The organism is Streptomyces sp. DSM 116795, assembly GCF_055792905.1.
Genome location: NZ_CM147707.1, coordinates 4,001,150 through 4,022,000, shown reverse-complemented (window position 1 = coordinate 4,022,000; position 20,851 = coordinate 4,001,150). Strand labels below are relative to the sequence as shown.

Sequence of the window (20,851 nt, the reverse complement as noted above, 5' to 3'; positions counted from 1 at the left end):
GGACCCTAGCGCCCCCGTACGCACGTACGGAATGGCTGAAGGCAATCCGCCCCTGTCATATGCCAGCGGACTTCGGCCGCTTCGCCCTATTCGTCCGGGCGGACGACGCCCTTGATCAGCAGGGAGCCCGCTCCCGCGACCGTGATCTGGCGGCCCGTACGCGGTGCGTGGACCATCTCGCCGCCGCCCACGTACATCCCGACGTGGCTTGCGTCACGCTTGTAGATGATCAAGTCGCCGGGGCGCATCTTCCTGATCGGCACGTGCTTCAGCTGCTTCCACTGCTCCTGCGAGGTCCGCGGTATCTCCTCGCCCGCCGCCTGCCAGGCCCGCAGCGTCAGCCCGGAGCAGTCGAACGTGCGCGGGCCCTCGGCGCCCCATTCGTAGTCCTTGCCGATCTGGTTCGTGGCGTAGCCGATGGCCTTCTTGCCGCCCTTCGAGGCCTTGCCGGAGATCTCGTCCAGCACCCCGGACTTCAGCCACTTCGCCTGGCGCGCGCTCGCCGCCTCGTCCTCCAGCTCGCGGAGCTTCTCCAACTCCTTCTCCGCGAGCTGCGATTCGAGGTCCTCGGCCCGCTTGAGATCCTTCTCGATCTTCTTCTTCGCGGCCGCCTTGCGCTTCTTGTTCGCCTCCAGCTTCCGCAGCTTCTTCGAGGCCTCCGCGGCGTACTCGTCCAGGCGGGACTCGGTCTCGGCGAGCGTGGTGATGACGCCCTTGGCGGCCTGCTGGCCCTTGCGCATGATCACCGCGTCGTGCATGAACGCCTCGGGGGTCTTGCGCAGGATCAGATGGGCCTCGTCGGGCATTCCGCCGCTGCGGTACTGGGCACGCGCGAGGGCTCCGGCCGTCTTCGTGTACTTGCCCCGCTTCTCGCGCAGGGAGCCGATCTTCGCCGTGAGTTCGTCGACGGCCTTCTGCTGCTTCTCGGCCTGCTCCTGGGCGCCGTTGTAGGCGTCCGTCGCCGACTCGGCCGCCTCGTGCAGTCGGTCGATCTCCTTGCCGACCTGCTCCAGGCTGCGCATTCCGTCGTCGCCCGGGTCCACCGGACCCGCGTACGCGCTGCCCGCAGCCGGCCCCGCCAGCAACCCCAGCGTGCAGGCCGCCACCAGCATCCGGCGCTTCCCCGTCCCGCCCACGTGGCCCCCTCGCCGTAGTCCGTCTCTCCGGGTTCTCGGTCGTGCCTCGTGCCTCGTGCCCGTCGTGCCTCGCGCCCGTCCGTGCCGGCCGTACGCGTCGTATCCGGTGCCCCTCGGCGTCGCCGCTCCGGCTCCCCGGATACGGCCCTTCGAGTACGGCCCCTCCGAATAGGTCTGCCACCGCCGGCTCCGGTCAACCACCGCCGACCCAGCGGATGTTGCCACGCGTCAGTGGAATCCGACAGGGCGGCGAGCGGGCCGCGGCCCCGCATCCGGACCCGGGATCGATGGTTCAAGCCACCCCCGCCGCACGTCACGGCCCGGCCGCCGCCTCCCCGTGCGGCGCGGAAACGGAACGTACCGGCCACGTCACGGCCGCGCACAGTGCCACTGGCCCGACCGCCGAGGTTCACCGTGCGTTCACTCGCCTTCGTGGGCCGCTTCACCTGATCTGTCTAATTTCAGCCTTACGGAGCGCGAACCTGCGCCCTTCCGAAAACCAACAAGCACCAAAAACAAGCCTCGCGCGCCGCCCCCAACGGCGGGCTCCAGGAAGGAACCGAACGAAGTGATGCTTCAGCGCACGAACCGACTGCGCGCCCTCGCTCTCGGCGCCGTCGCGGTCTCCGGCGCCCTGGTACTCACCGCCTGCGGCTCGGACACCAACACCAGCAAGGACGCCCAGAAGGCCGCCAAGAACATCAAGTGCGACGGCAAGGGCAAGCTGCTCGCGTCCGGCTCCTCGGCCCAGAAGAACGCCGTGGACGCCTGGGTGAAGAACTACCAGACGGCCTGCAAGGAAACGCAGATCAACTACAAGGACGTCGGCTCCGGCGGCGGTATCGAGGAGTGGCTCCAGGGCACCACCGCCTTCGCCGGCTCCGACTCCGCGTTGAAGCCGGAAGAGGTCGCCAAGTCCAAGAAGATCTGCAAGGGCGGCCAGGGCGTCAACCTGCCCATGCTCGGCGGCCCCATCGCGATCTCGTACAACCTCCCGGGTGTGAAGGACCTCGCCCTGGACGCGTCCACGGTCGCCAAGATCTTCGACGGGAAGATCAAGAAGTGGAACGACCCGCAGATCAAGAAGCTCAACCCTGACGCGAAGCTGCCGAGCACCGACGTCCAGCCCTTCCACCGCTCCGACGAGTCGGGCACGACACAGAACCTGGGCAAGTACCTGGGCACCGCGGCCAAGGACGACTGGAAGTACCCGGACGAGAAGTCCTGGCCCGCCAAGGGCGGCCAGGGTGCGTCCGGCTCCGCCGGCATCGCGCAGCAGGTGAAGCAGACCGAAGGCGCCATCGGCTACTTCGAGCTCTCCTACGCCACCGCGAACCAGCTCGACAGCGTCAAGATCGACACCGGCGCCGGCGAGCCCGTCGAGCCCACCTCGGAGAACGCCTCCAAGGCCATCGCGGACGCCAAGGTCGCCGGCAAGGGCAAGGACCTGGCCCTCGACCTGAACTACAACACGAAGGCCGAGGGGGCCTACCCCGTCATCCTCGTCACCTACGAGATCGCCTGCGACAAGGGCAACAAGAGCAAGACGCTCGACGCCACCAAGTCCTTCCTGACCTACACCGCCAGCGAGGACGGCCAGAAGGAGCTCTCGGAGCTCGGCTACGCCCCGCTGCCCGACGAGGTCGCGAAGAAGGTCCGCAGCACCATCCCGGAGCTGTCCTGACCACCGCAGCCAAGGCCACAGCGGCGGCCGCGGCGCACGACGCGTGAAAGGCCGGCCCGGCCCGCCGGGCCGGCCCCACGCCACGTCCGTCCACCTCCCACCCGTCCGGCAGGCCGGACCGGCCCAGAGGGCCACCGGCCCACCGGCCGGCTGAGAGACACCCACCCCATCCGACACCAGCAACCCATCCGGTGCACCGCCGCCAGGGGAACCGTCCCCGACCAGACCGGAGAAATCATGGACACCACCAGCACATCCGAGAAGGCACCGCCGCCCCCCGGCCCCCCGGCCGGCGGCACGGGCGCGGGCGCCCCGGCCCCCGCCCCGATCAAGGGCAAGGCAGTACGTCCCGGCGACAAGATCTTCCTCGGCCTCTCCCGCGGCTCCGGCATCACACTGCTCGTGATCATGGCCGCGATAGCCGGGTTCCTCGCCTACCGCGCGTCGATCGCCGTGTCCCAGGACTCGGTCAACTTCCTGACCGCCTTCGAATGGAACCCGCAGGGCGACCCGCCCGCGTTCGGCATAGGCATCCTCGCCTTCGGCACCGTCGTCAGCTCGGTCATCGCGATGATCATCGCGGTGCCCGTCGCGGTCGGCATCGCCCTGTTCATCTCGCACTACGCGCCGCGCAAGATCGCTTCCCCGCTCGGCTACGTGATCGACCTGCTGGCCGCCGTGCCCTCGATCATCTACGGCCTCTGGGGCGCGCTCTTCCTCGTCCCGTACCTGGACGGGCTCACCCGCTGGCTCGACCAGTTCCTCGGCTGGACGACGGTGTTCGAGATGTCGAACCCCGGCAGCCCGGCCCGCTCGATCTTCACGGTCGGCATCCTGCTCGCGATCATGATCCTGCCGATCATCACCAACGTCTCCCGCGAAGTCTTCCTGCAGTCACCGAAGATGTACGAGGAAGCGGCCCTCGCCCTCGGCGCGACCCGCTGGGAGACCATCCGCACCTCGGTCCTCCCCTTCGGCCGCTCGGGCATCATCTCCGCCTCGATGCTCGGCCTCGGGCGTGCGCTCGGCGAGACGATGGCCGTGGCCACGGTGCTCTCCCCCGGATTCCTCTTCACCTTGCACATCCTCGACCCCGGGAGCGGAACCTTCGCGCAGAACATCGCCGCGAAGTTCAACGAGGCGGACGACTTCGGCCGTGACGCGCTGATCGCCTCCGGCCTCGTCCTCTTCGTCATCACCCTGCTCGTCAACGGCGCGGCACGCTGGATCATCGGGCGCCGCAAGGAGTACTCGGGGGCCAACGCATGAGCAACCACGGCAACGCAGTTCTGGACAAGCCGCAGGTCAGCGACCCGCCGCCGTCCTCCGCGGCGCTCGCACGCCGCCGGCTGCCCCGCTGGTCCCCCGTCGCGGTGGCCCTGGTCTCCGCCGGGCTCGGCATCGGCATCGGCAACGCCGCCGGCTGGCAGAGCCGCACCCAATGGGGCCTGATCGCCGCCCTGTTGTTCGTCGTCATCACGTACGCGGTGACCAGCCTCGTCGAGGACCGCCGGCAGGCACGCGACCGGGTGGCCACCAGCGTCGTCTGGGTCTGTTTCGCCCTCGCCATCGTCCCGCTGGTCTCCCTCGCGTGGACGACGATCAGCCGCGGCGCGAAGCTCCTGGACGGATACTTCCTCACCCACTCCATGGGCGGGATGACCAACCTCGAGGAGGGCGGCGGCGTCTACCACGCCCTGCTCGGCACCCTCGAACAGGTCGGCATCGCCACCCTCATCGCGGCACCCGTCGGCCTGCTCACCGCGGTCTACCTCGTCGAGTACGGGAGTGGCCGTCTCGCCCGCGCCGTCACGTTCTTCGTGGACGTCATGACGGGCATTCCGTCCATCGTCGCGGGCCTGTTCGTCCTCGCCTTCTGGAACCTGGGGCTCGGCTTCGGCCCGTCCGGATTCGCCGGCGCGATGGCACTGGCGATCCTGATGATGCCGGTCGTCGTGCGCTCCACCGAGGAGATGCTCAAGCTCGTACCGAACGAGCTGCGCGAGGCGTCACTGGCGCTCGGCGTGCCGAAGTGGCTCACGATCCTCAAGGTCGTGATTCCCACGTCCATCGGCGGCATCACGACCGGCGTGATGCTCGCGGTCGCGCGCATCACCGGCGAGACGGCACCCGTCATGCTGCTCGTCTTCGGCAACACGCTGATCAACCCGAACCCGTTCTCGGGCGCGCAGGAGTCCCTGCCGCTGTACGTCTGGAACCAGTACAAGCTCGGCAACCCGGCGGCCATCGACCGCGCCTGGGCCGGAGCGCTCGCACTGATCGCCTTCGTGATGCTGCTCAACCTGCTGGCACGCGGCATCGCCCGCTGGAAGGCGCCCAAGGCGGGGGGCCGTTGATGCTCCCCACCGCGTCTGCTCCCACGCCTGCGATCGCGTCCGCGTCCGCACCCGTACGCGCATCCGTGCCCGTACGCGCGAACGCCCCGAACTTCTCGTACTCCCCGCACTCAGAAAGCGACTGACACCATGGCCAAGCGCATCGACGTCAGCGGCCTGACAGCCTTCTACGGCTCGCACCGGGCCATCGACGACATCTCCATGAGCGTCGAACCCCGCTCCGTCACGGCCTTCATCGGCCCCTCCGGCTGCGGCAAGTCCACCTTCCTGCGCACCCTCAACCGCATGCACGAGGTCACCCCCGGCGGCCGCGTCGACGGCAAGGTGATGCTGGACTCCGAGGATCTGTACGGTCCGCAGGTCGACCCCGTCTCCGTACGCCGCACCATCGGCATGGTCTTCCAGCGCCCCAACCCCTTCCCGACGATGTCCATCTACGACAACGTCGCCGCCGGCCTGCGCCTGAACGGCCAGAAGAAGAAGCGGGACCTGGACGAGACCGTCGAGCGTTCCCTCAAGGGCGCCAACCTCTGGAACGAGGTCAAGGACCGCCTGAACAAGCCCGGTTCGGGCCTCTCCGGCGGTCAGCAGCAGCGCCTGTGCATCGCCCGCGCCATCGCGGTGGAGCCGCAGGTGCTGCTGATGGACGAGCCCTGCTCGGCGCTCGACCCCATCTCGACGCTGGCGATCGAGGACCTCATCGCGGACCTGAAGTCGAAGTTCACGATCGTCATCGTCACGCACAACATGCAGCAGGCGGCGCGGGTTTCGGACCGTACGGCCTTCTTCAACCTCGCGGCGGTCGGTGAGCCGGGGAGGCTCATCGAGATCGACGACACCGAGCGGATCTTCTCCAACCCCTCGGTCCAGGCGACGGAGGACTACATCTCCGGCCGCTTCGGCTGAGCCGTCTCCGGCAGACCGGCTGCCGTTCATACAGCCTCGCGGTGCTGCATGGCGGTGCCACCGCAAGGCGGCGGGCTCGCCCCCGACACCACCGGGGGCGAGCCCGCACACGTTTCACCGCACCCGTTCACGGAACAGAGGTGCGGCGGCCCGTCAGCCGAAGAACAGCAGGATGATCCCGTAACACAGCCCCGCCACGAGAGCCGCCGCGGGCATCGTGATGAACCACCCCATGACGATGTTCTTCGCGACGCCCCAACGCACCGCGGAGACACGTTTCGTCGCCCCGACACCCATGATCGCCGAGGTGATGACGTGCGTCGTCGAGATCGGCGCGTCGAAGATGAACGACGCCGTGTACATCACGGACGCCGCGGTCGTCTCACCGGCGAAGCCCTGCGGCGGGTCGAGTTCGATGATCCGGCGCCCCAGCGTGCGCATGATGCGCCACCCGCCGGCGTACGTACCGAGCGAAAGCATCCCGGCGCAGGCGAACTTGACCCACAGGGGGATGCCCTTGGTCTCCTGCACGTCCGCGATGGTCAGAGCCATCACGACGACGCCCATCGTCTTCTGTGCGTCCTGCAGGCCGTGCCCGAGCGCCATGCCCGCCGCGGAGACCGTCTGCGCTATACGGAATCCCCGCTTCGCGCGGTGCGGATTGGAGCGGCGGAAGAGCCAGAGGATCGCCACCATCACCAGGTAGCCGAGCCCCATCCCCACGATGGGCGAGATGAACATCGGCAGGACGACCTTCTCGACCACGCCCGACCAGATGACGACGGTGCCGCCCGCGAGCGCGGCACCGACCATGCCGCCGAAGAGCGCGTGCGAGGACGAGGACGGAAGACCGAAGTACCAGGTGATCAGGTTCCACACGATCGCGCCCGCGAGCGCGGCGAAGAGGATGGCCATCCCGTTCCGCCCGGTGGGCGTCTCGATCAGCCCTTTGCTCACGGTCTCCGCGACCGAGCTGCCGAGGAAGGCGCCCGCGAGGTTCATCACGGCGGCCATGGCCAGCGCGGCGCGCGGCGTCAGAGCACGCGTGGAGACGGATGTGGCGATGGCGTTCGCCGAGTCGTGGAAGCCGTTGGTGTACGTGAAGAAGAGCGCGACCCCGATGGTCACGACCAGAGCGAACGTTTCCACAGGGGGTCAGGACTCCTTGACCGCGATGGTCTCGACCGTGTTCGCCACGTGCTCGAAAGCGTCCGCGGCCTCCTCCAGCACGTCCACGACCTGCTTGAGCTTCATCACGTCCATCGCGTCGTACTTGCCGTTGAAGAGGTAGGCGAGCAGCTTGCGGTGGATCTGGTCCGCCTGGTTCTCCAGCCGGTTGACCTCGATCCAGTACTCGGTGAGGTTGTCCATCGTGCGCAGGTGCGGCATTGCCTCGGCGGTCAGCTCCGCGGCCCGCGCGAGAACCTCGATCTGCTGCTCGATGCCCCTGGGCAGATCCTCGATCTCGTAGAGGACGACAAGATCGACGGCCTCTTCCATGTAGTCCATGATGTCGTCGAGCGAGGAGGCCAGCTTGTAGATGTCCTCCCGGTCGAAGGGCGTGATGAATGAGGAGTTGAGCTGGTGGAAGATCGCGTGCGTGGCGTCGTCGCCCGCGTGTTCCGCAGCCCGCATTCGCTCGGCGATTTCGGCGCGAGCGGAGGACTCCGCCCCGAGCAGTTCCATGAGGAGCTTCGAGCCCGTGACGATGTTGTCCGCGGAGGCCGCGAACATGTCGTAGAAGCTCGTCTCCCTTGGGGTCAGACGAAAGCGCACTGGAGTTCCTCGGGGTGCATCGGAAACGGTCTCGCTGATGCTAAGTGCATCATCCGGCCACTGCGAGCGGCCTCAGACAGTGTCGCCCATAGCTGACTGTGCCCTGAACCGCCCTCCCCGAATCCGGTATCATATACCCACGAGGGGTATATTTTTCGCAGGTGGGACGGCCCAGTCAGGACACGAGCCAGGGCCCCGGCACCGTACATTTCAGGCCATCGGCGACCTTTCCCGGACGCCCCTTCCGGGACCGCCGGACGACCCCACGGAGGACCCATGACGACGACCGGCGCCTCCGGCATCCCGAGCGCCGACGGCGGCAGCGGCGGCGCGGACGGCAACAGCGTGGACGAGCACTGCGCCGCGCACGCGGCCACCGGCGAACACGGCTACAGCAAGGACAAGGACGCGCACCTCAAGCGCCTCCGCCGCATCGAGGGCCAGGTGCGGGGCCTGCAGCGCATGGTCGAGGAGGACGTCTACTGCATCGACGTGCTGACCCAGGTCTCAGCCTCGACGAAGGCGCTGCAGTCCTTCGCCCTGCAGCTGCTCGAAGAGCATCTGCGGCACTGCGTCGCCCACGCAGCCAAGGAGGGCGGCGCGGAGATGGACGAAAAGGTGGAAGAGGCCACGGCCGCCATAGCCCGTCTGCTGCGCACGTAAGAGCAGGAGGTGAACGGTGCCCGGTGCCCGGTGACCCGGCCCGCCGGGGCGGGACCGCAGGGACCGGGCGGCACGGGTCAGGCAAGTACGGGCGACGCGGGGCGAAACGGGACGGAACACGGAAGGCGGCGGCACGCTGCGGGCGTTACGGGCGGCACGGGCGGTGAAAGGGCGGTCCGGCGCTCCCCGGCACACCGCTCCCAGTGACTGAACACACAGTGAAACGTGGGCCGCAGAGACGGCTGCCGCTCAACTCCGCTGCCCGGACGCCTGCGTGGGCCGGGCGGCCTGCGCGGGTCTGGAGGACGCGGAGCACCGCGGCACCGGCCGCGGCACCGACTGCCAGGCGGTCTCGTCCACCTCGCCGGGAACCGTGCCGAGCACCTCGTCGATACGCGCGATACTCAGCCGTTCCTCACCGGCCTCCGCCGCGGCGGAAGCCGCGATCATCAGCTCGCCGCACAGCTCGATCTCGGCGAGGGCCACGTGATCCTGGACCACAGAACCCCGCGAACCACGACCGGGCACACCGGGAACGCTGCCAGGCACACGCACCACCTCCTCGTGTATCCCCACAGTAGGGACAGGCGCACCCTCCGCACATGGCAATTCCGAACCATTTCGCACTCGTCATCCCAGCCGGAACGTGCTGTGCGAACCCGGTCCAAGACGCCTAGAACGGCGCGATCTCTCCCGTGTAGATGTCATCCGGTTCGGGCATCACGACCTCCACGGGTGCGCCGTAGCCGTAGAACCACGTGGTGGACGCGACAGCGACTCCGCCCTGGTCGTCACCGCCGTCACCTCCTTGCCCGCCGCCGCCCTCGGCGTCGGCCCCGGCGCCACCGCCGGTGCCGGACTTCGTCCCGTCCGGACCGCTCGGCGCACCGCCCGCGAAGGTGAACTGGTGCCGAACCTTCCGGAGGCGCCCCTGCCCATCGATATGCGCGTCAAACGGGACGGCCGCCTCGGAGAAACCGCGGGCCGCCGACTCCAGCTGCCCGCGCCGGTGCGGCGACGCGGCCCGCGCCGCCGCCGCCAGGTCGAGAGTGCCGCGGTAGCGACGTACGGCCGTGCCGCCCGCGGTCCTCGCGGTGCCTTCGTACGTCACCTTCCGTGCGCCGCGCAGCAGTTCCGCCGCGCTCACCGGGTCGGTCGCGCCGGCGGTGATCAGGTTCCCGTCAGCGAGCGTGTCCGTGTTCACGCGCACCCACTTCCCGGCCGGCACGCCCGCGCCCCGGTTCTTCATGTAGAGCGCGCCGGGTACGACGAGTTCCGTGACCGTACGGCGCTCTCCCGGCTGCGCGCCCGAAGTGCCCTCGGGCAGCCGCACGGTGAGAACGCCCCTCCCCTTGCGGTAGTCGAAGCCGCCCTCGCCGTCGATGGCGATACGGGTGCCGCCGCTCGCCATCGACATGGACGTACGGGTCCGTGAGGTGCCGGACTTCCCGAGCTGTGCTGCGGCCTCCCGTACGGCCTTCCGCGGATCGGACGGCGCGGAGAGCCCACGCGAACCGCTCCGTCCGAAGGCCCCGGACGAGCCGGAAGCACCGCCCGTTCCGTGCGCTCCCCGCGGCCCGGTCTGCGGCACGGACGATCCCGGACCTGCGGACGAACCGTCCTGGTTCCTGTCGTTCGCCGCCGCCGTGCCGTCCTCCGAGCACCCCGTGGCCAGCAGCAGCGTCGCGACGGCGGCCAGAACGGCGGCGACGGTAACCCGCACGTGCCTGCGCCCTGCCTCTGGGCCTCGCAGCCCAGGCGATACCCACAGCCAGTGCGCCACCATGGTCTGCCGGCCCCCAACAAGCGTTCTGTTTCCGGGATTCGATCCCTTAACGACAGGCCGGGGCCGCCCGTCACGGGGACGGATACGGTTGGCGGGTGCGACAGCGAACCGGACACGACGAGAGCGATGACCAGGGCGGACACCGCTCGTCGACGGTGGAGCGCGGCGCGTTCAGCCACGCTCGCTGCACGTGCGGCTGGGTGGGTCCGGCCCGGCGGGCGAGAGAGATGTCACGCGCGGACGCGACGGCCCACTCCGCGAGGTACGACCGGGAGGACGGCGACTACCACGCCGACGCGGAGGGGGCCGACGCGGACGGCGTCGGCGCAGACGGCACAGAGGTCGGCGGCACGGACCCCGAGGGCGCCCGCGGCTCCCTCTGAACGGGCTGCCGGCTTCCTCGGATCAGGCCGAACCCGCCGAGCCCATGGTGCTTCGCGCCGATCAGGCCGAGCCCGAACAGTCACAGGCCGGAGCCCGCCGAGCCCGCCGAGCCCAGGGCGCTCAGTCCCGTACTCGCCCGCTCACGCCGCCAGATCGCGGTCGTCGCGGCCGTCCTGCTCACCCGTCGGCGCCTGCGCACCGGAGCCGTCGGACACCTGGGCCCCGGCCTCCTCGCGCGGTTGCGATGCGGCGTCCCCGCGTTCCTCACGCCCCGCGCGTCTGGCGGGGCCCGCCCACACCACAGCTCCCGTACGCGGCGAGTTCGCGAGCGAACGCATCAACGGCGTCAGGGCCCACATGGCCACAGGAGCAAGCAGCAGGGCCACCGCCGCACCGAGGGCGAGTCCTCCGATCACGTCCGTCGGATAGTGAACGCCCATGTAGACGCGGCTGACACCGGCGAGCACGGCGAGCACGATGCCCACCAGCCCGTACCGCCGGTGGACCATGAAGATGCACACGGCCAGTGCCATGGCGAGGGTCGAATGGTCGCTGACGAAGGAGTAGTCGCCCTTGCTCCGGGCGAGCACTTCGAGACCCTTGTGTTCGGTGAAGGGACGCGGCCGCTCGACGATCCCTCTGATGGGGATGTTCACCAGCAGCGCGATCGCGGCGGCCGCCGGCGCCCACAGCAGACCCGCGGAAGCCGTGACCGCTTCCTCACGGGTGTCCTTGCGGCGGACCACTCGCCACCACCCGAGGAGCCCGAGCAGTACGAGTCCGGCGACGATGCCGTACTCACCGACGTATTCCATGGTCCGGTCGGCCCAGGTCGGGGCGGACTCGGCGAGGCCGTTGATCTCGTAGAGCAGATCGACGTCCGGGTCGTCCCAAACTGCCATCGTGATCCTGACCTCGCTCTGCTCTGCTCGTGATCGCTTGCCGCTGCCGACCCCCGTGACCCCTTGCTCCCCGTGGCCCGGGTGACCCGCGTGACCCCATGACCCCGTGGCCGTGAATGCTGCGGAAGCGGGAAGTGTCCTTCCGCCGTACAGGAAACGCCAGTTGACGTCCCGCCCGTTCCGGGACTTACCGAACGATCACCCGGACGTTATCGAAGGGTGACCGATCCTCCCAGCTCAGGGCGCGTCCCTTACTCACTGTCCCGCAATGATTACACGTTTCTGCACATCCCCTTCGCGGCTCAGCCGGGTTCCACCCGCAGCACACCTGTCCGATGGTGTGACGTACCGTCATCCGCGTTGGTTCACGTGTTTCGCGTCACCCGTCGGCCGTCGGCCTCGTCGCCCCGAAGTAGTTCGGTGTGTCGACCGGGTCGAAGCGGATCTTTGCCCCGGTGTAGGGGGCGTTGATCATGTGACCGCCGCCGACGTAGATCCCCACGTGGTCGATGGAGCGTGAGTTGTTCATGTCGGTGCCGAAGAACACCAGGTCGCCGGGGAGCAGTTCGTCGCGCTTCGGGTGCGGACCGCTGTTCCACTGGTCGTTGGCGACACGCGGCAGCTGAACGCCGACGCTTCGGTACGCGGCCAGCGTCAGGCCCGAGCAGTCGAACCGGCCGCCCTGCTCCGGGGTGCCGTTCCCGCCCCACAGATACGGCGTTCCGAGCTTCTTCTGCGCGTAGTAGATGGCGCCCGCGGCCCGCTTGGACGGATCGACGCGGCCCTTGGTGGAGGCGAAGCTCTGCTCCATCTTCCTGATGGTCGACACGTAGTTCTTCGTCTCGCGGTAGGGCGGCACGCCGCCGTACTTGATCACTGCGTACGCGCCGGCGTTGTACGCCGCCAGCATGTTCTCGGTGGGGTCGCCCGGCGCGTCCTTCACATAGGAGGCCAGCTTGCAGTCGTAGCTGGCCGCGGAGGGGATCGCGTCCTTCGGGTCCCACACGTCGCGGTCGCCGTCGCCGTCGCCGTCGATGCCGTGTGTCGCCCAAGTCCCGGGAATGAACTGGGCGATGCCCTGTGCCTGGGCCCCGCTCTTCGCGTCCGGCCGCCAGCCGCTCTCCTGGTAGAGCTGAGCCGCGAGAAGCGCCGGATTCAGCGCCGGGCACAGCGCGCCCCACTTCTGCACCAGACTCTGATACGCCGTCGGCACCGCGCCCTTGGCCAGCCCCACGGCTCGTCCGCCGGCACCCAGGTGCGCGGCCGCCACATATGTGCCGACGACGAGGAGCACCATGAAGCCGGCGAGCAGCCCCAACCCGCCGCCGACGCCCAGCAGCCAGGCTTTCCTACGTCCCGCACCACGCATCCGCACCACTCAACCATCCCTCATGCGGGCGTGGTTCACTGCCCATCCCGTCCGACTCATGACAGAATCCGATTGGGCGTGCCGTACACGCGCGCCGTATCCTCACTCAACCTTCATTCCCTGAGTGCACGTTCAATCTCCGACATGGGGCGGTGAGTTCACCATGTTTCTGGCGGCCGACAAGGGCGACATCACCACCATCATCGGCGGAATCGCGCCCGACTGGGGTCCGTTCGGGTCGCTGGGCAGCGAGGCCCGCGTCATGATCGAGGTCGTGATGGCCATAGCCATCCTCCTCTGCCTGGGCATCGCCATCTGGGGCGCGGCGAAGCAGCGCATCGGCGCCACGGCCCTCCGCGACACCTTCAGCGCCGAGCAGGGGAAGGGGCTCATCGTCGCCGGCCTGACCGGCGTCTTCATCATCGGATCGCTCGGCACGCTCTTCACCATCGTCTACGGGATGGCCGTATAGCCGTACGCCTGGGGGGACGGGACTTCGGGTGACTTCAGTCACCCGAAGTCCCGTCCCCCCAGCACCGCCGCAAAGGCGATCCGGTGCCGGACCCGGCGCCGGGCCGGTGCCGATCCCCGCTGTTTCAGAGCCACTTGGGCCCTCGGGGGCCACCTCACTCCACGAAGGACGGACCTCTCAGACGCATGGACATCATCAACCCCGCCCTCGACGACTATCTGCTCGCCCACGCCTCGCCCGCCGACGACATCCTCCGCGACCTCGTCGAGGAGACGCATCAGCTGCAGCCGGGCACGACGATGCAGATCTCGCACGACGAGGGCGAGTTGCTCACGATGCTCGTGCGGCTCACCCAGGCTTCCTTCGCCGTGGAGATCGGCGTCTTCACCGGCTACTCGTCCATCTGCATCGCCCGCGGGCTGCGCGAGGACGGCCGCCTGCTCGCGTGCGACGTCTCCGAGGAGTGGACGTCCGTCGCCCGCCGCTACTGGGACCGCGCCGGGCTGACGGACCGCATCGACCTGCGCCTCGCTCCCGCGGAGGAGACGCTGCGGGCTCTTCCCACGGAGCAGGCCGTCGACTTCGCCTTCATCGACGCCGACAAGACCGGCTACCCGACGTACTACGAGGAGCTGGTCCCGCGGATGCGCCAGGGCGGTCTGATCGTCCTGGACAACGTCCTGCGCGGCGGCCGCGTCGTCGACCCTTCCGCGCAGGACGCCGCAGACCGCGCCATCCGGCAGATCAACGACACGATCACGGCAGACAGCCGCGTCCAGTCGGTCATGCTGCCGCTGCGCGACGGCGTCACCCTGGCACGTAAGCGGTGACGGCGGTCGCAGCGCTGACGCGGGTGATGCGGGAGGCGTTCGTGACGGGCATGCGGGACGACGGGTCCGGCCGCTTCGCCGTGGGCGCAGGCGCTCCCCTTCGTGACTGCTCATAGGCTTCGGGCATGACCAATGCCCTCGCCTTCGACCGCTACTGCGCCGAGATCATCGAGCAGACCCGCCTCTTCCGGGACACCCTCAAGGGCGTCAAGCTCGACACCCGCGTCCCCACGTGTCCGGACTGGACGCTGCGGGATCTGGCAGTGCACCTGGGCAACGGCCACCGCCGTGCCGCAGAGGTCGTACGGAAGAGGGCCACCTCCTTCATCCGCGCGGAGAACGTCCCCGGCTACGGCGGGCCGGCCGACCGCCCGGAGGCGGCCGTCGCCCCCGAGGCCTTCACGGAGGCGCTCAGCACCTGGCTCTCCGAGAGCGCTCAGCTCGTCTCGGACGAACTGCGGGTCGCCGGCGAGGACTCGCGCGCGTGGACGCTCACCGGCGAGCACCGTGCCTCCTTCTGGGCGCGGCGCAGGACGCACGAGACGCTCGTGCACCGCGCGGACGCCGCCCTGGCCGCGGGCTACGGATTCGAGGCGCCGCACGGCCTGGCGGCCGACTGCCTGGACGAGTTCCTCGAACTCACCGGCAGCCCCGAGGCGATGGCGCAGTGGCCCGAGCTGCGCACGCTCGCGGAACGCTCCGGTGACACGCTCCACTTCCACGCGACCGACGCCTCGCAGCCGGACGCGGCAGAGTGGCTGATCCGTCTCGAGGACGAGGGATTCAGCTGGCTGAGGGCCCACGAGAAGGCCACGACCGCCGTGCGCGGCCCGCTCTCGGAGCTGCTTCTCGTCCTCTTCCGCCGTCGGCAGCCCGGCAGCGGTGAGGTCGAAGTGCTGGGCGACGCCGGGCTGTTGGACTTCTGGCTGGAGCGGGTCGGCTTCTAGCGGCCGGCCGCCACCTGGCGCGCCTGCCGTCGTGCACCCTGCCGGCGTGCGAACTCGCGGAGGAACGAAGGGAGATGACTCGTCATCGATGCTCTGCCCGTCCCTGAGGCGTCACCGCCGGTCATGTTCGGTGTGCCCGCTCCCCCTGGGGATCTCCTGCCGTGGCAGTGGGCCCTCCGGCGCCTGACCGCGGCTCACAACTACTGGATCGCCACCACTCGTCCGGGTGGCCGCCCGCACTGCCGGCCGGTGTGGGGTGTATGGCTCGACGACGGTTTCTGGTTCAGCACCGGCTCGCTCGCGGCACGCAATCTTCCGCTCAACGACGAGATCACCGTGCACCTGGAAGATGGCCAGGAGGTGGTGATCGTGGAAGGAACGGCACGGCCCGAGACGGGCCACGGAGCCCTGCAGGCAATGTGTGACGCGTACGGCCCGAAATACGACTACCCGATCTCACCGGTCGGAGGTGAGGTGCGGGACAGCGGCGGAACCGGCGGTCCGGCCCTGCACGTCACGCCGAGGGTGGTGTTCGGCTGGGACCGGGACATGACCTCGCCGACCAGGTGGACCTTCCCCCGCTGAGCGCGCCGCGACTGCGACTGCGACTGCGACTGCGACTGCGACTGCGACTGCGACTGCGACTGCGACTGCGACTGCGACGATATCCACAGCCTGTGGACGGAGCAACGAGCCGCCGGGGCCGGGGAATTCACCGGCCGCCCGGTCAGGTCCGATGCCGGCTCCCGTGTCGCGTACGGGCGTTGTGCGCGCCGTCGTCGACCGGCCCGTGAGCCCTGCGCGCCGTACTGTGCCACCTCAACGGTGAGGGCACGGGCGACATCAGCTGATCACGCCCACAACCGTGCCAAACTCACCGCATGGACCAGCGCACTCACTTCATCACGCTCGCGACGCCGGACCTCGACGCCTCCCGCACCTTCTACCGGGACGGACTCGGCTGGCAGCCACTGGCGGACGTGCCGGGGGAGATCGTCTTCTTCCAGACGGGGCCCGGGCTCGTGCTGGCCTTCTTCGTCGCGGAGAAGTTCCGCGACGACGTGGCGGGCGCCGTGTCGGAGCCCAGCACTTCGGGCGTGACGCTGTCCCACAACGTAGGGAGCCGCGAGGCAGTCGACGAGGTCGTGAACGCCGCCGTCACCGCCGGGGCACGTCTGGTCAAGTCACCGCAGCCCGTCCCCGTGTTCAACGGCTACCACGGCCACTTCGCGGACCCCAACGGCGTCGTCTGGGAGGTCTGCCACAACCCCGGCTGGTCCGTCGACGAGTCCGGCCGCGTCCATCTGGGCCCTGCGGACTGAGAACCGCGGGCCTTCCCGCAGTACGGCGCCGGGGCGGGCGCCGGCACGCTCGGAAGCCGTGTCGGACGCACCCCTGCTCGAACGGGTCCTGCTCAGTGAGCAGTTCGTCGACGCGCACCTGGTCGACCTCGCTCGTCGTCTCCCCCACCTTCTGCCTGTCGCATAGGCACTTGGCGAGCCTGAAGGCGGACGAGACGACGGGACGAGATCGGCATCCGTGACGAGGGTGAGGCGGACGCGCCCGGTGAGACGCGTGAGGCGTCAGGCGTACCGCATGGCAAGACGGTCCGTCACCCGTTGTCCACAGGCCCCCCGTACAGCCAGTGACACAGCTACCTTCGTTTGAGGAGACAATGCAATGACGACAGTTGACTGAGTATGAGGTTCGAGGGGGCACGTCCGGGATGAGCATCGGCGGCGAGGGGTACGGCGAGCGCGACCGTACTGGCGACGAGGGCGCGGCCGGAGGCTACAGCCGCGGCCCGGCCGGCCTCACCACGACCCGCACACGGCTTCCGGGCGGCGAGGGCGGCGGAAGACCGCCGTCGCGCCCCGGGCGCAGCGTCGTCACCGTCGTCGGTGTGGTGGTGCTGCTGATCGCGGCGATCGCCTTCGCCAACCAGAGCGGTGACGGCGACGACGGCGCAGGCGGCAAGCAGGGCGGCGAGGCGCAGCCGACGGCGCCGACGGGGCAGAAGCCGGTCGAGAGCGGCAAGGGCGGCATCGCCTCCGGCTTCCCGCAGTCCGAGCAGGGCGCGGAGAGTGCAGCGGCGAACTACGCGGTGGCCCTCGGCGGTGACGGGATGTTCAGCAAGGGCGAGCGTCACGAGATCGTGGAGGCCGTCAGCGCCCCCTCCTCGCTGAACAATCTGCAAAAGGGCTTCGACGCGGATTACAGCGAGGAGTTGAACAAGAAGATCGGCATCGACGATGAGGGTAAGGCACCGTCAGGGTCGACCTTCGTGAACCGGACGATGCCCGTAGGCACCACGGTGAGGAGCTTCGAAGGCGATGCGGCCACCGTTGCCGTCTGGTGCTCAGGGCTCTTCGGCGTCGCCGGGGAGGAATCGACCAAGCCGGTGAAGAACAGCTGGTTCACGGTCACGTTCAAGTTGAAGTGGACGGACGGCGACTGGAAGGTCGCCGACTCCCGGCAGAAGAACGGCCCGACTCCCGTGAACGGCGACAGTCCGATCTCAGGGGCCGAAGAGATCAGCAAGGCGGTAGACGAGTTCGGAGGCTTCACCTATGCGCGCTAGTCGTAGCCACCGGATGCTTCAACTGGCAAGCCTCGCAGCGAGCTTGCCGGCGGCTCTCCTGCTTTTCGCCGGGCGCGCCGTCGCGGCGCCGTCGGCACCCCAGGACGACCCGTGCGAACTGGTCTCGGGCCCCGCCAAGGAGTACTGCGAAAACGGCGAAGGCGGAGGCGGCAGCAGCGGAGGCGGGGGCGGCGGCGCCCCGGACGCCGCGAGCACCCTCGACCCGCTCTCGTCCCTCGCCAAGGGCTGCGCCAAAGCAGCCGCCTGGACCGTCGACGAGCTCTCCGATCTCGTCAACAAGACGACGAACATCGACTTCACGAACCCCGAGTTCCTGCGCCAGTACGCAGTCGTCTTCGCCGCGTCGACGATCCTCACGCTCACGATCTGGCTGCTCGCCGTCGCCAAACGCGCCATCCGCGGCGTGCCGTTCGTCGAGGCCGTCACCGAGGCGATCGGCTTCCTCTGGCTGACCGTCATCGCGTCGGCGTTCACACCGCTGATCCTGCACACCGTCGTCTCGGCGACCGACGCCGTGACCGACGTCATCGCGGCAGGCACGTCCGATCAGACGGACAAGTTCTTCGGCACGTTCTCCGAAGCGCTCAAGAACGGCGACGACATCGGCGGCGGCCCGATCATGCTGATCGTCGTCTCGCTCATCTCCGTGCTCGCCGCAGGCGTGCTCTATCTCGAACTCGTCGTCAGGGCCGCGCTGTTGTACGTCGGTGCGCTGCTCGGAACGGCCGTGTACGCGGGCCTGGTGGACAAGAACATGTGGGGCCACGTCCGCCGCTGGGCGGGCATCATGATCGCGGTCATCCTCGTCAAACCGGTGATCGTGATCGTGCTCGGGCTGGCCGGGGCGCTCTCCTCGTCCGAAGGGCCGGACGCCTTCTCCGCGATCGTCTCCGGCCTCTCCATCATCATCCTGGCCATCTTCGCGAGCGCCATGATCTACCGCTTCGTCCCCGGCTTCGGCGACGAGATCGTGGGCCACCGCAACGCCTCCCGCGATCCCGCCTCCCGCTCGGCCGCCGCGGTCGTCTCCTCGCCGGCCGCGCTCGTACGCCAGGGCATCAACACGCACAGCGCCCGCGGAGGCGGCGGCCAGTCCGGGTCCGGCGGCGAGGGCGGCGGCGCCAAGCAGCAGCCCGCGGGCCAGGTCTCCGGCGGTGTCGCCGCGCACAGCACCCGCGGCGGCGGGGGAGGCGGCAGCGGCGACGCTCCGCGCCCCAAGGCCCCGCCCCCGCCCCGTACGTACGACCGTTCCGCACCGTCCCGCCCGGCCAGCAACGGCGGCGGCAACCGCACCGGAGGTGACCGCAGGTGACGACGGCGTCCCACACTGCCGCCGCTCCACGCCGCACGTACATGATCGGCCGGGCGCGGCCCAACGCGGCGATCGGCAAGAACCGGGAGACCGGTGAGATCGGTCTGATCATCGCGGGCGCGTTCCTCGGCATGATGAGCGGCCTGCTCATCCCCGTGCTCGCATTCCGCATCCCCGCGCTGGTCGGCTTCCCGATGCTGTCGCTGGCCGCGATCTACGTGCCGTACAAGGGACGTACGTTCTACAAGTGGTTCGAGATCAACCGCTCGTACCGCAGGATGCTCCGCCGAGGCGGTGCCACCTACCGTTCGGAGGCCGCCGAGGCCGGCATCAGGCTGGACGGGCGCGAGGTGGAGGTCGGCCCGCCGCCCGGCGTCGGGCGCATCAACTGGCTGACGGCGCCGTTCGGTCCGGACGAGCTGGCGGTGCTGCTGCATGCCGACCGCCGTACCGTCACGGCGTGCATCGAGATCGAGGGCCCGGGCGTGGGGCTCCGCGACAGCGAGGACCAGGAGGCCCTCGTCGACCGCTTCGGCACGCTCCTCAAGCACGTGGCGAACGGCGACGGCTTCGTCACCCGCCTGCAGATCCTGGCCCGTACGCTGCCCGCCGACCCGGACGCCCACGCCAAGGACGTCGAGCAGCGGGGCGACGAGCGTTCCTCGGTCTGGCTGCGGGAGTCCTACGACCAGCTCCAGTCGATGGTCTCGACCTCCAGCGAGCAGCACCGCGCGTATCTCGTCGCCTGCATGCACTACGGGCGAGAACTGGCCGCCGAGGGCGCGACGATCGCGAAGGCCGCGCAGCGCTCCGCCGGCCGTTCGGGGCGAAAGCTGTCCAAGGACGAGGGCCTCGCGATCATCATGGCACGCGAACTGACCGACATCTGCGCCCGGTTGACGGAGGCGGACATCCGCGTACGTCAGCCGCTCGGCCAGGCACGTCTTGCGTCGCTGATCCACTCGATGTACGACCCGGACCACCCCATCGACCACCTCCAGGCGATGTCGAAGCGCAACGCCTGGCCGGCCGAGCTGGACGCGATGGAGCCGACGTATCTTCAGGCCAAGACGCGGGAGTCCTCGACCCGTGCGCCGTGGTGCCACTCCACGGCGTGGGTGAAGGAGTGGCCGATGACGCCCGTCGGCGTCAACTTCCTTGCGCCGCTGCTCGTTCACACCCCGGACGTGATCCGCACGGTCTCGGTGGCGATGGATCTGGAGCCGACGGAACTGGCCATCGAGCGGATGCTGACCGAGAAGACCAACGACGACGCCGAAGCGAGCCGGCAGGCGAAGATGAACCGCACCATCGACCCGCGCGACGTCGCCGCACACGGCCGTGTCGACCAGCGTGGCGAGGATCTGGCGTCCGGTGCGGCGGGCGTCAACCTCGTCGGCTACATCACGGTCTCCTCGCGCTCCGCGGACTCGCTCGCCCGCGACAAGCGCACGATCCGCGCATCGGCCGGAAAGAGCTACTTGAAGCTGGAGTGGTGCGACAGGGAACATCACCGGGCGTTCGTCAACACGCTGCCGTTCGCGACCGGCATCCGCCGCTGAGGAGGACGCGCGACATGATCAACGGCCGCTGCCCGCACGGCAGTTGTCCGAACCGCCGAACGACCCGCCCGGGCCACCGGGGCGGAAGACACAGCGGGGACCACAGCCGGAGTCACGGCCCGACGGGCGCCCGTCCGGTCGCCGCCGCCGACGGCGCGGACGC

At 69.3% G+C, this 20,851-nt stretch carries 21 protein-coding genes; 14 read left to right on the top strand and 7 right to left on the bottom strand.

Annotation, left to right across the window (positions count from 1 at the left end; translation table 11 throughout):
- Positions 1-86 precede the first annotated feature (86 nt).
- The gene (locus tag ACSMXX_RS17380) at positions 87-1,136 is read right to left on the bottom strand and encodes a C40 family peptidase (RefSeq protein ID WP_473179608.1); all 1,050 of its coding nucleotides are present in this window, start codon (positions 1,134-1,136) and stop codon (positions 87-89) included.
- A gap of 568 nt (positions 1,137-1,704) precedes the next feature.
- Between ACSMXX_RS17380 and pstS the strand changes: the two genes are divergently transcribed.
- The 4 genes from pstS to pstB all read left to right on the top strand — a co-directional run bounded on the left by pstS (position 1,705) and on the right by pstB (position 6,083).
- Complete coding sequence (gene pstS, locus ACSMXX_RS17375) at positions 1,705-2,820, top strand: phosphate ABC transporter substrate-binding protein PstS (protein ID WP_473179607.1); 1,116 nt, start codon at positions 1,705-1,707, stop codon at positions 2,818-2,820.
- Between the two features lie 237 nt (positions 2,821-3,057).
- On the top strand, positions 3,058-4,089 hold the full coding sequence (gene pstC, locus ACSMXX_RS17370) for a phosphate ABC transporter permease subunit PstC (protein ID WP_473179606.1): 1,032 nt from the start codon (positions 3,058-3,060) through the stop codon (positions 4,087-4,089).
- Positions 4,086-5,177 (top strand): phosphate ABC transporter permease PstA, encoded by a 1,092-nt coding sequence (gene pstA / locus ACSMXX_RS17365; protein WP_473179605.1) that lies wholly within the window; start codon positions 4,086-4,088, stop codon positions 5,175-5,177. Before pstC ends, pstA begins: the two co-directional genes overlap by 4 nt.
- A gap of 129 nt (positions 5,178-5,306) precedes the next feature.
- On the top strand, positions 5,307-6,083 hold the full coding sequence (gene pstB / locus ACSMXX_RS17360) for a phosphate ABC transporter ATP-binding protein PstB (RefSeq protein ID WP_473179604.1): 777 nt from the start codon (positions 5,307-5,309) through the stop codon (positions 6,081-6,083).
- Between the two features lie 153 nt (positions 6,084-6,236).
- Here pstB and ACSMXX_RS17355 read toward each other — a convergent pair whose 3' ends face one another.
- Both ACSMXX_RS17355 and ACSMXX_RS17350 read right to left on the bottom strand, forming a co-directional pair.
- Positions 6,237-7,232 (bottom strand): anion permease, encoded by a 996-nt coding sequence (locus ACSMXX_RS17355; protein ID WP_473179603.1) that lies wholly within the window; start codon positions 7,230-7,232, stop codon positions 6,237-6,239.
- 6 nt (positions 7,233-7,238) lie between these two features.
- Positions 7,239-7,859, bottom strand: coding sequence for a DUF47 domain-containing protein (locus ACSMXX_RS17350; protein WP_070012922.1), 621 nt, complete (start codon positions 7,857-7,859; stop codon positions 7,239-7,241).
- Between the two features lie 276 nt (positions 7,860-8,135).
- On the opposite strand from ACSMXX_RS17350, the gene ACSMXX_RS17345 reads away from it, so the two are divergent.
- Positions 8,136-8,522 (top strand): metal-sensitive transcriptional regulator, encoded by a 387-nt coding sequence (locus tag ACSMXX_RS17345; RefSeq protein WP_473179602.1) that lies wholly within the window; start codon positions 8,136-8,138, stop codon positions 8,520-8,522.
- 249 nt (positions 8,523-8,771) lie between these two features.
- On the opposite strand, the gene ACSMXX_RS17340 is transcribed toward ACSMXX_RS17345, so the two are convergent.
- Together ACSMXX_RS17340 and ACSMXX_RS17335 are read right to left on the bottom strand one after the other, a co-directional pair.
- On the bottom strand, positions 8,772-9,050 hold the full coding sequence (locus ACSMXX_RS17340) for a hypothetical protein (protein ID WP_473184828.1): 279 nt from the start codon (positions 9,048-9,050) through the stop codon (positions 8,772-8,774).
- Positions 9,051-9,195: 145 nt separating this feature from the next.
- Entirely contained in the window at positions 9,196-10,245 is a 1,050-nt protein-coding gene (locus tag ACSMXX_RS17335; RefSeq protein ID WP_473179601.1) for an SCO4651 family lipoprotein, read from the bottom strand.
- A 158-nt stretch (positions 10,246-10,403) separates the two neighbouring features.
- Between ACSMXX_RS17335 and ACSMXX_RS17330 the strand changes: the two genes are divergently transcribed.
- Positions 10,404-10,691, top strand: a complete 288-nt coding sequence (locus ACSMXX_RS17330) for a hypothetical protein (protein WP_473179600.1) — start codon at positions 10,404-10,406, stop codon at positions 10,689-10,691.
- A 141-nt stretch (positions 10,692-10,832) separates the two neighbouring features.
- On the opposite strand, the gene ACSMXX_RS17325 is transcribed toward ACSMXX_RS17330, so the two are convergent.
- Positions 10,833-11,594: a phosphatase PAP2 family protein gene (locus ACSMXX_RS17325; protein WP_473179599.1), complete on the bottom strand. Its 762-nt coding sequence runs from the start codon at positions 11,592-11,594 to the stop codon at positions 10,833-10,835.
- 379 nt (positions 11,595-11,973) lie between these two features.
- Positions 11,974-12,963 carry a C40 family peptidase gene (locus ACSMXX_RS17320; RefSeq protein ID WP_473184827.1) on the bottom strand — a complete coding sequence of 330 codons (990 nt, stop codon included), beginning with the start codon at positions 12,961-12,963 and terminating at the stop codon, positions 11,974-11,976.
- 163 nt (positions 12,964-13,126) lie between these two features.
- Here ACSMXX_RS17320 and ACSMXX_RS17315 point away from each other — a divergent pair, with 163 nt between their 5' ends.
- The 8 genes from ACSMXX_RS17315 (at position 13,127) to ACSMXX_RS17280 (ending at position 20,688) form a co-directional block, all read left to right on the top strand.
- Entirely contained in the window at positions 13,127-13,435 is a 309-nt protein-coding gene (locus tag ACSMXX_RS17315) for a hypothetical protein (RefSeq protein ID WP_473184826.1), read from the top strand.
- A gap of 185 nt (positions 13,436-13,620) precedes the next feature.
- A complete protein-coding gene (locus ACSMXX_RS17310; protein ID WP_473179598.1) occupies positions 13,621-14,265 on the top strand; it encodes an O-methyltransferase in 645 nt (214 codons plus the stop codon).
- A gap of 125 nt (positions 14,266-14,390) precedes the next feature.
- Complete coding sequence (locus tag ACSMXX_RS17305) at positions 14,391-15,212, top strand: maleylpyruvate isomerase family mycothiol-dependent enzyme (RefSeq protein ID WP_473179597.1); 822 nt, start codon at positions 14,391-14,393, stop codon at positions 15,210-15,212.
- A 123-nt stretch (positions 15,213-15,335) separates the two neighbouring features.
- Positions 15,336-15,797 carry a pyridoxamine 5'-phosphate oxidase family protein gene (locus tag ACSMXX_RS17300; RefSeq protein WP_473179596.1) on the top strand — a complete coding sequence of 154 codons (462 nt, stop codon included), beginning with the start codon at positions 15,336-15,338 and terminating at the stop codon, positions 15,795-15,797.
- Between the two features lie 296 nt (positions 15,798-16,093).
- On the top strand, positions 16,094-16,534 hold the full coding sequence (locus tag ACSMXX_RS17295) for a VOC family protein (RefSeq protein WP_473179595.1): 441 nt from the start codon (positions 16,094-16,096) through the stop codon (positions 16,532-16,534).
- A gap of 404 nt (positions 16,535-16,938) precedes the next feature.
- Positions 16,939-17,793 (top strand): DUF8175 domain-containg protein, encoded by an 855-nt coding sequence (locus ACSMXX_RS17290; protein WP_473179594.1) that lies wholly within the window; start codon positions 16,939-16,941, stop codon positions 17,791-17,793.
- The gene (locus ACSMXX_RS17285; protein ID WP_473179593.1) at positions 17,783-19,126 is read left to right on the top strand and encodes a hypothetical protein; all 1,344 of its coding nucleotides are present in this window, start codon (positions 17,783-17,785) and stop codon (positions 19,124-19,126) included. Before ACSMXX_RS17290 ends, ACSMXX_RS17285 begins: the two co-directional genes overlap by 11 nt.
- The gene (locus ACSMXX_RS17280; protein WP_473179592.1) at positions 19,123-20,688 is read left to right on the top strand and encodes an SCO6880 family protein; all 1,566 of its coding nucleotides are present in this window, start codon (positions 19,123-19,125) and stop codon (positions 20,686-20,688) included. Before ACSMXX_RS17285 ends, ACSMXX_RS17280 begins: the two co-directional genes overlap by 4 nt.
- The last annotated feature ends 163 nt before the right edge of the window (positions 20,689-20,851 follow it).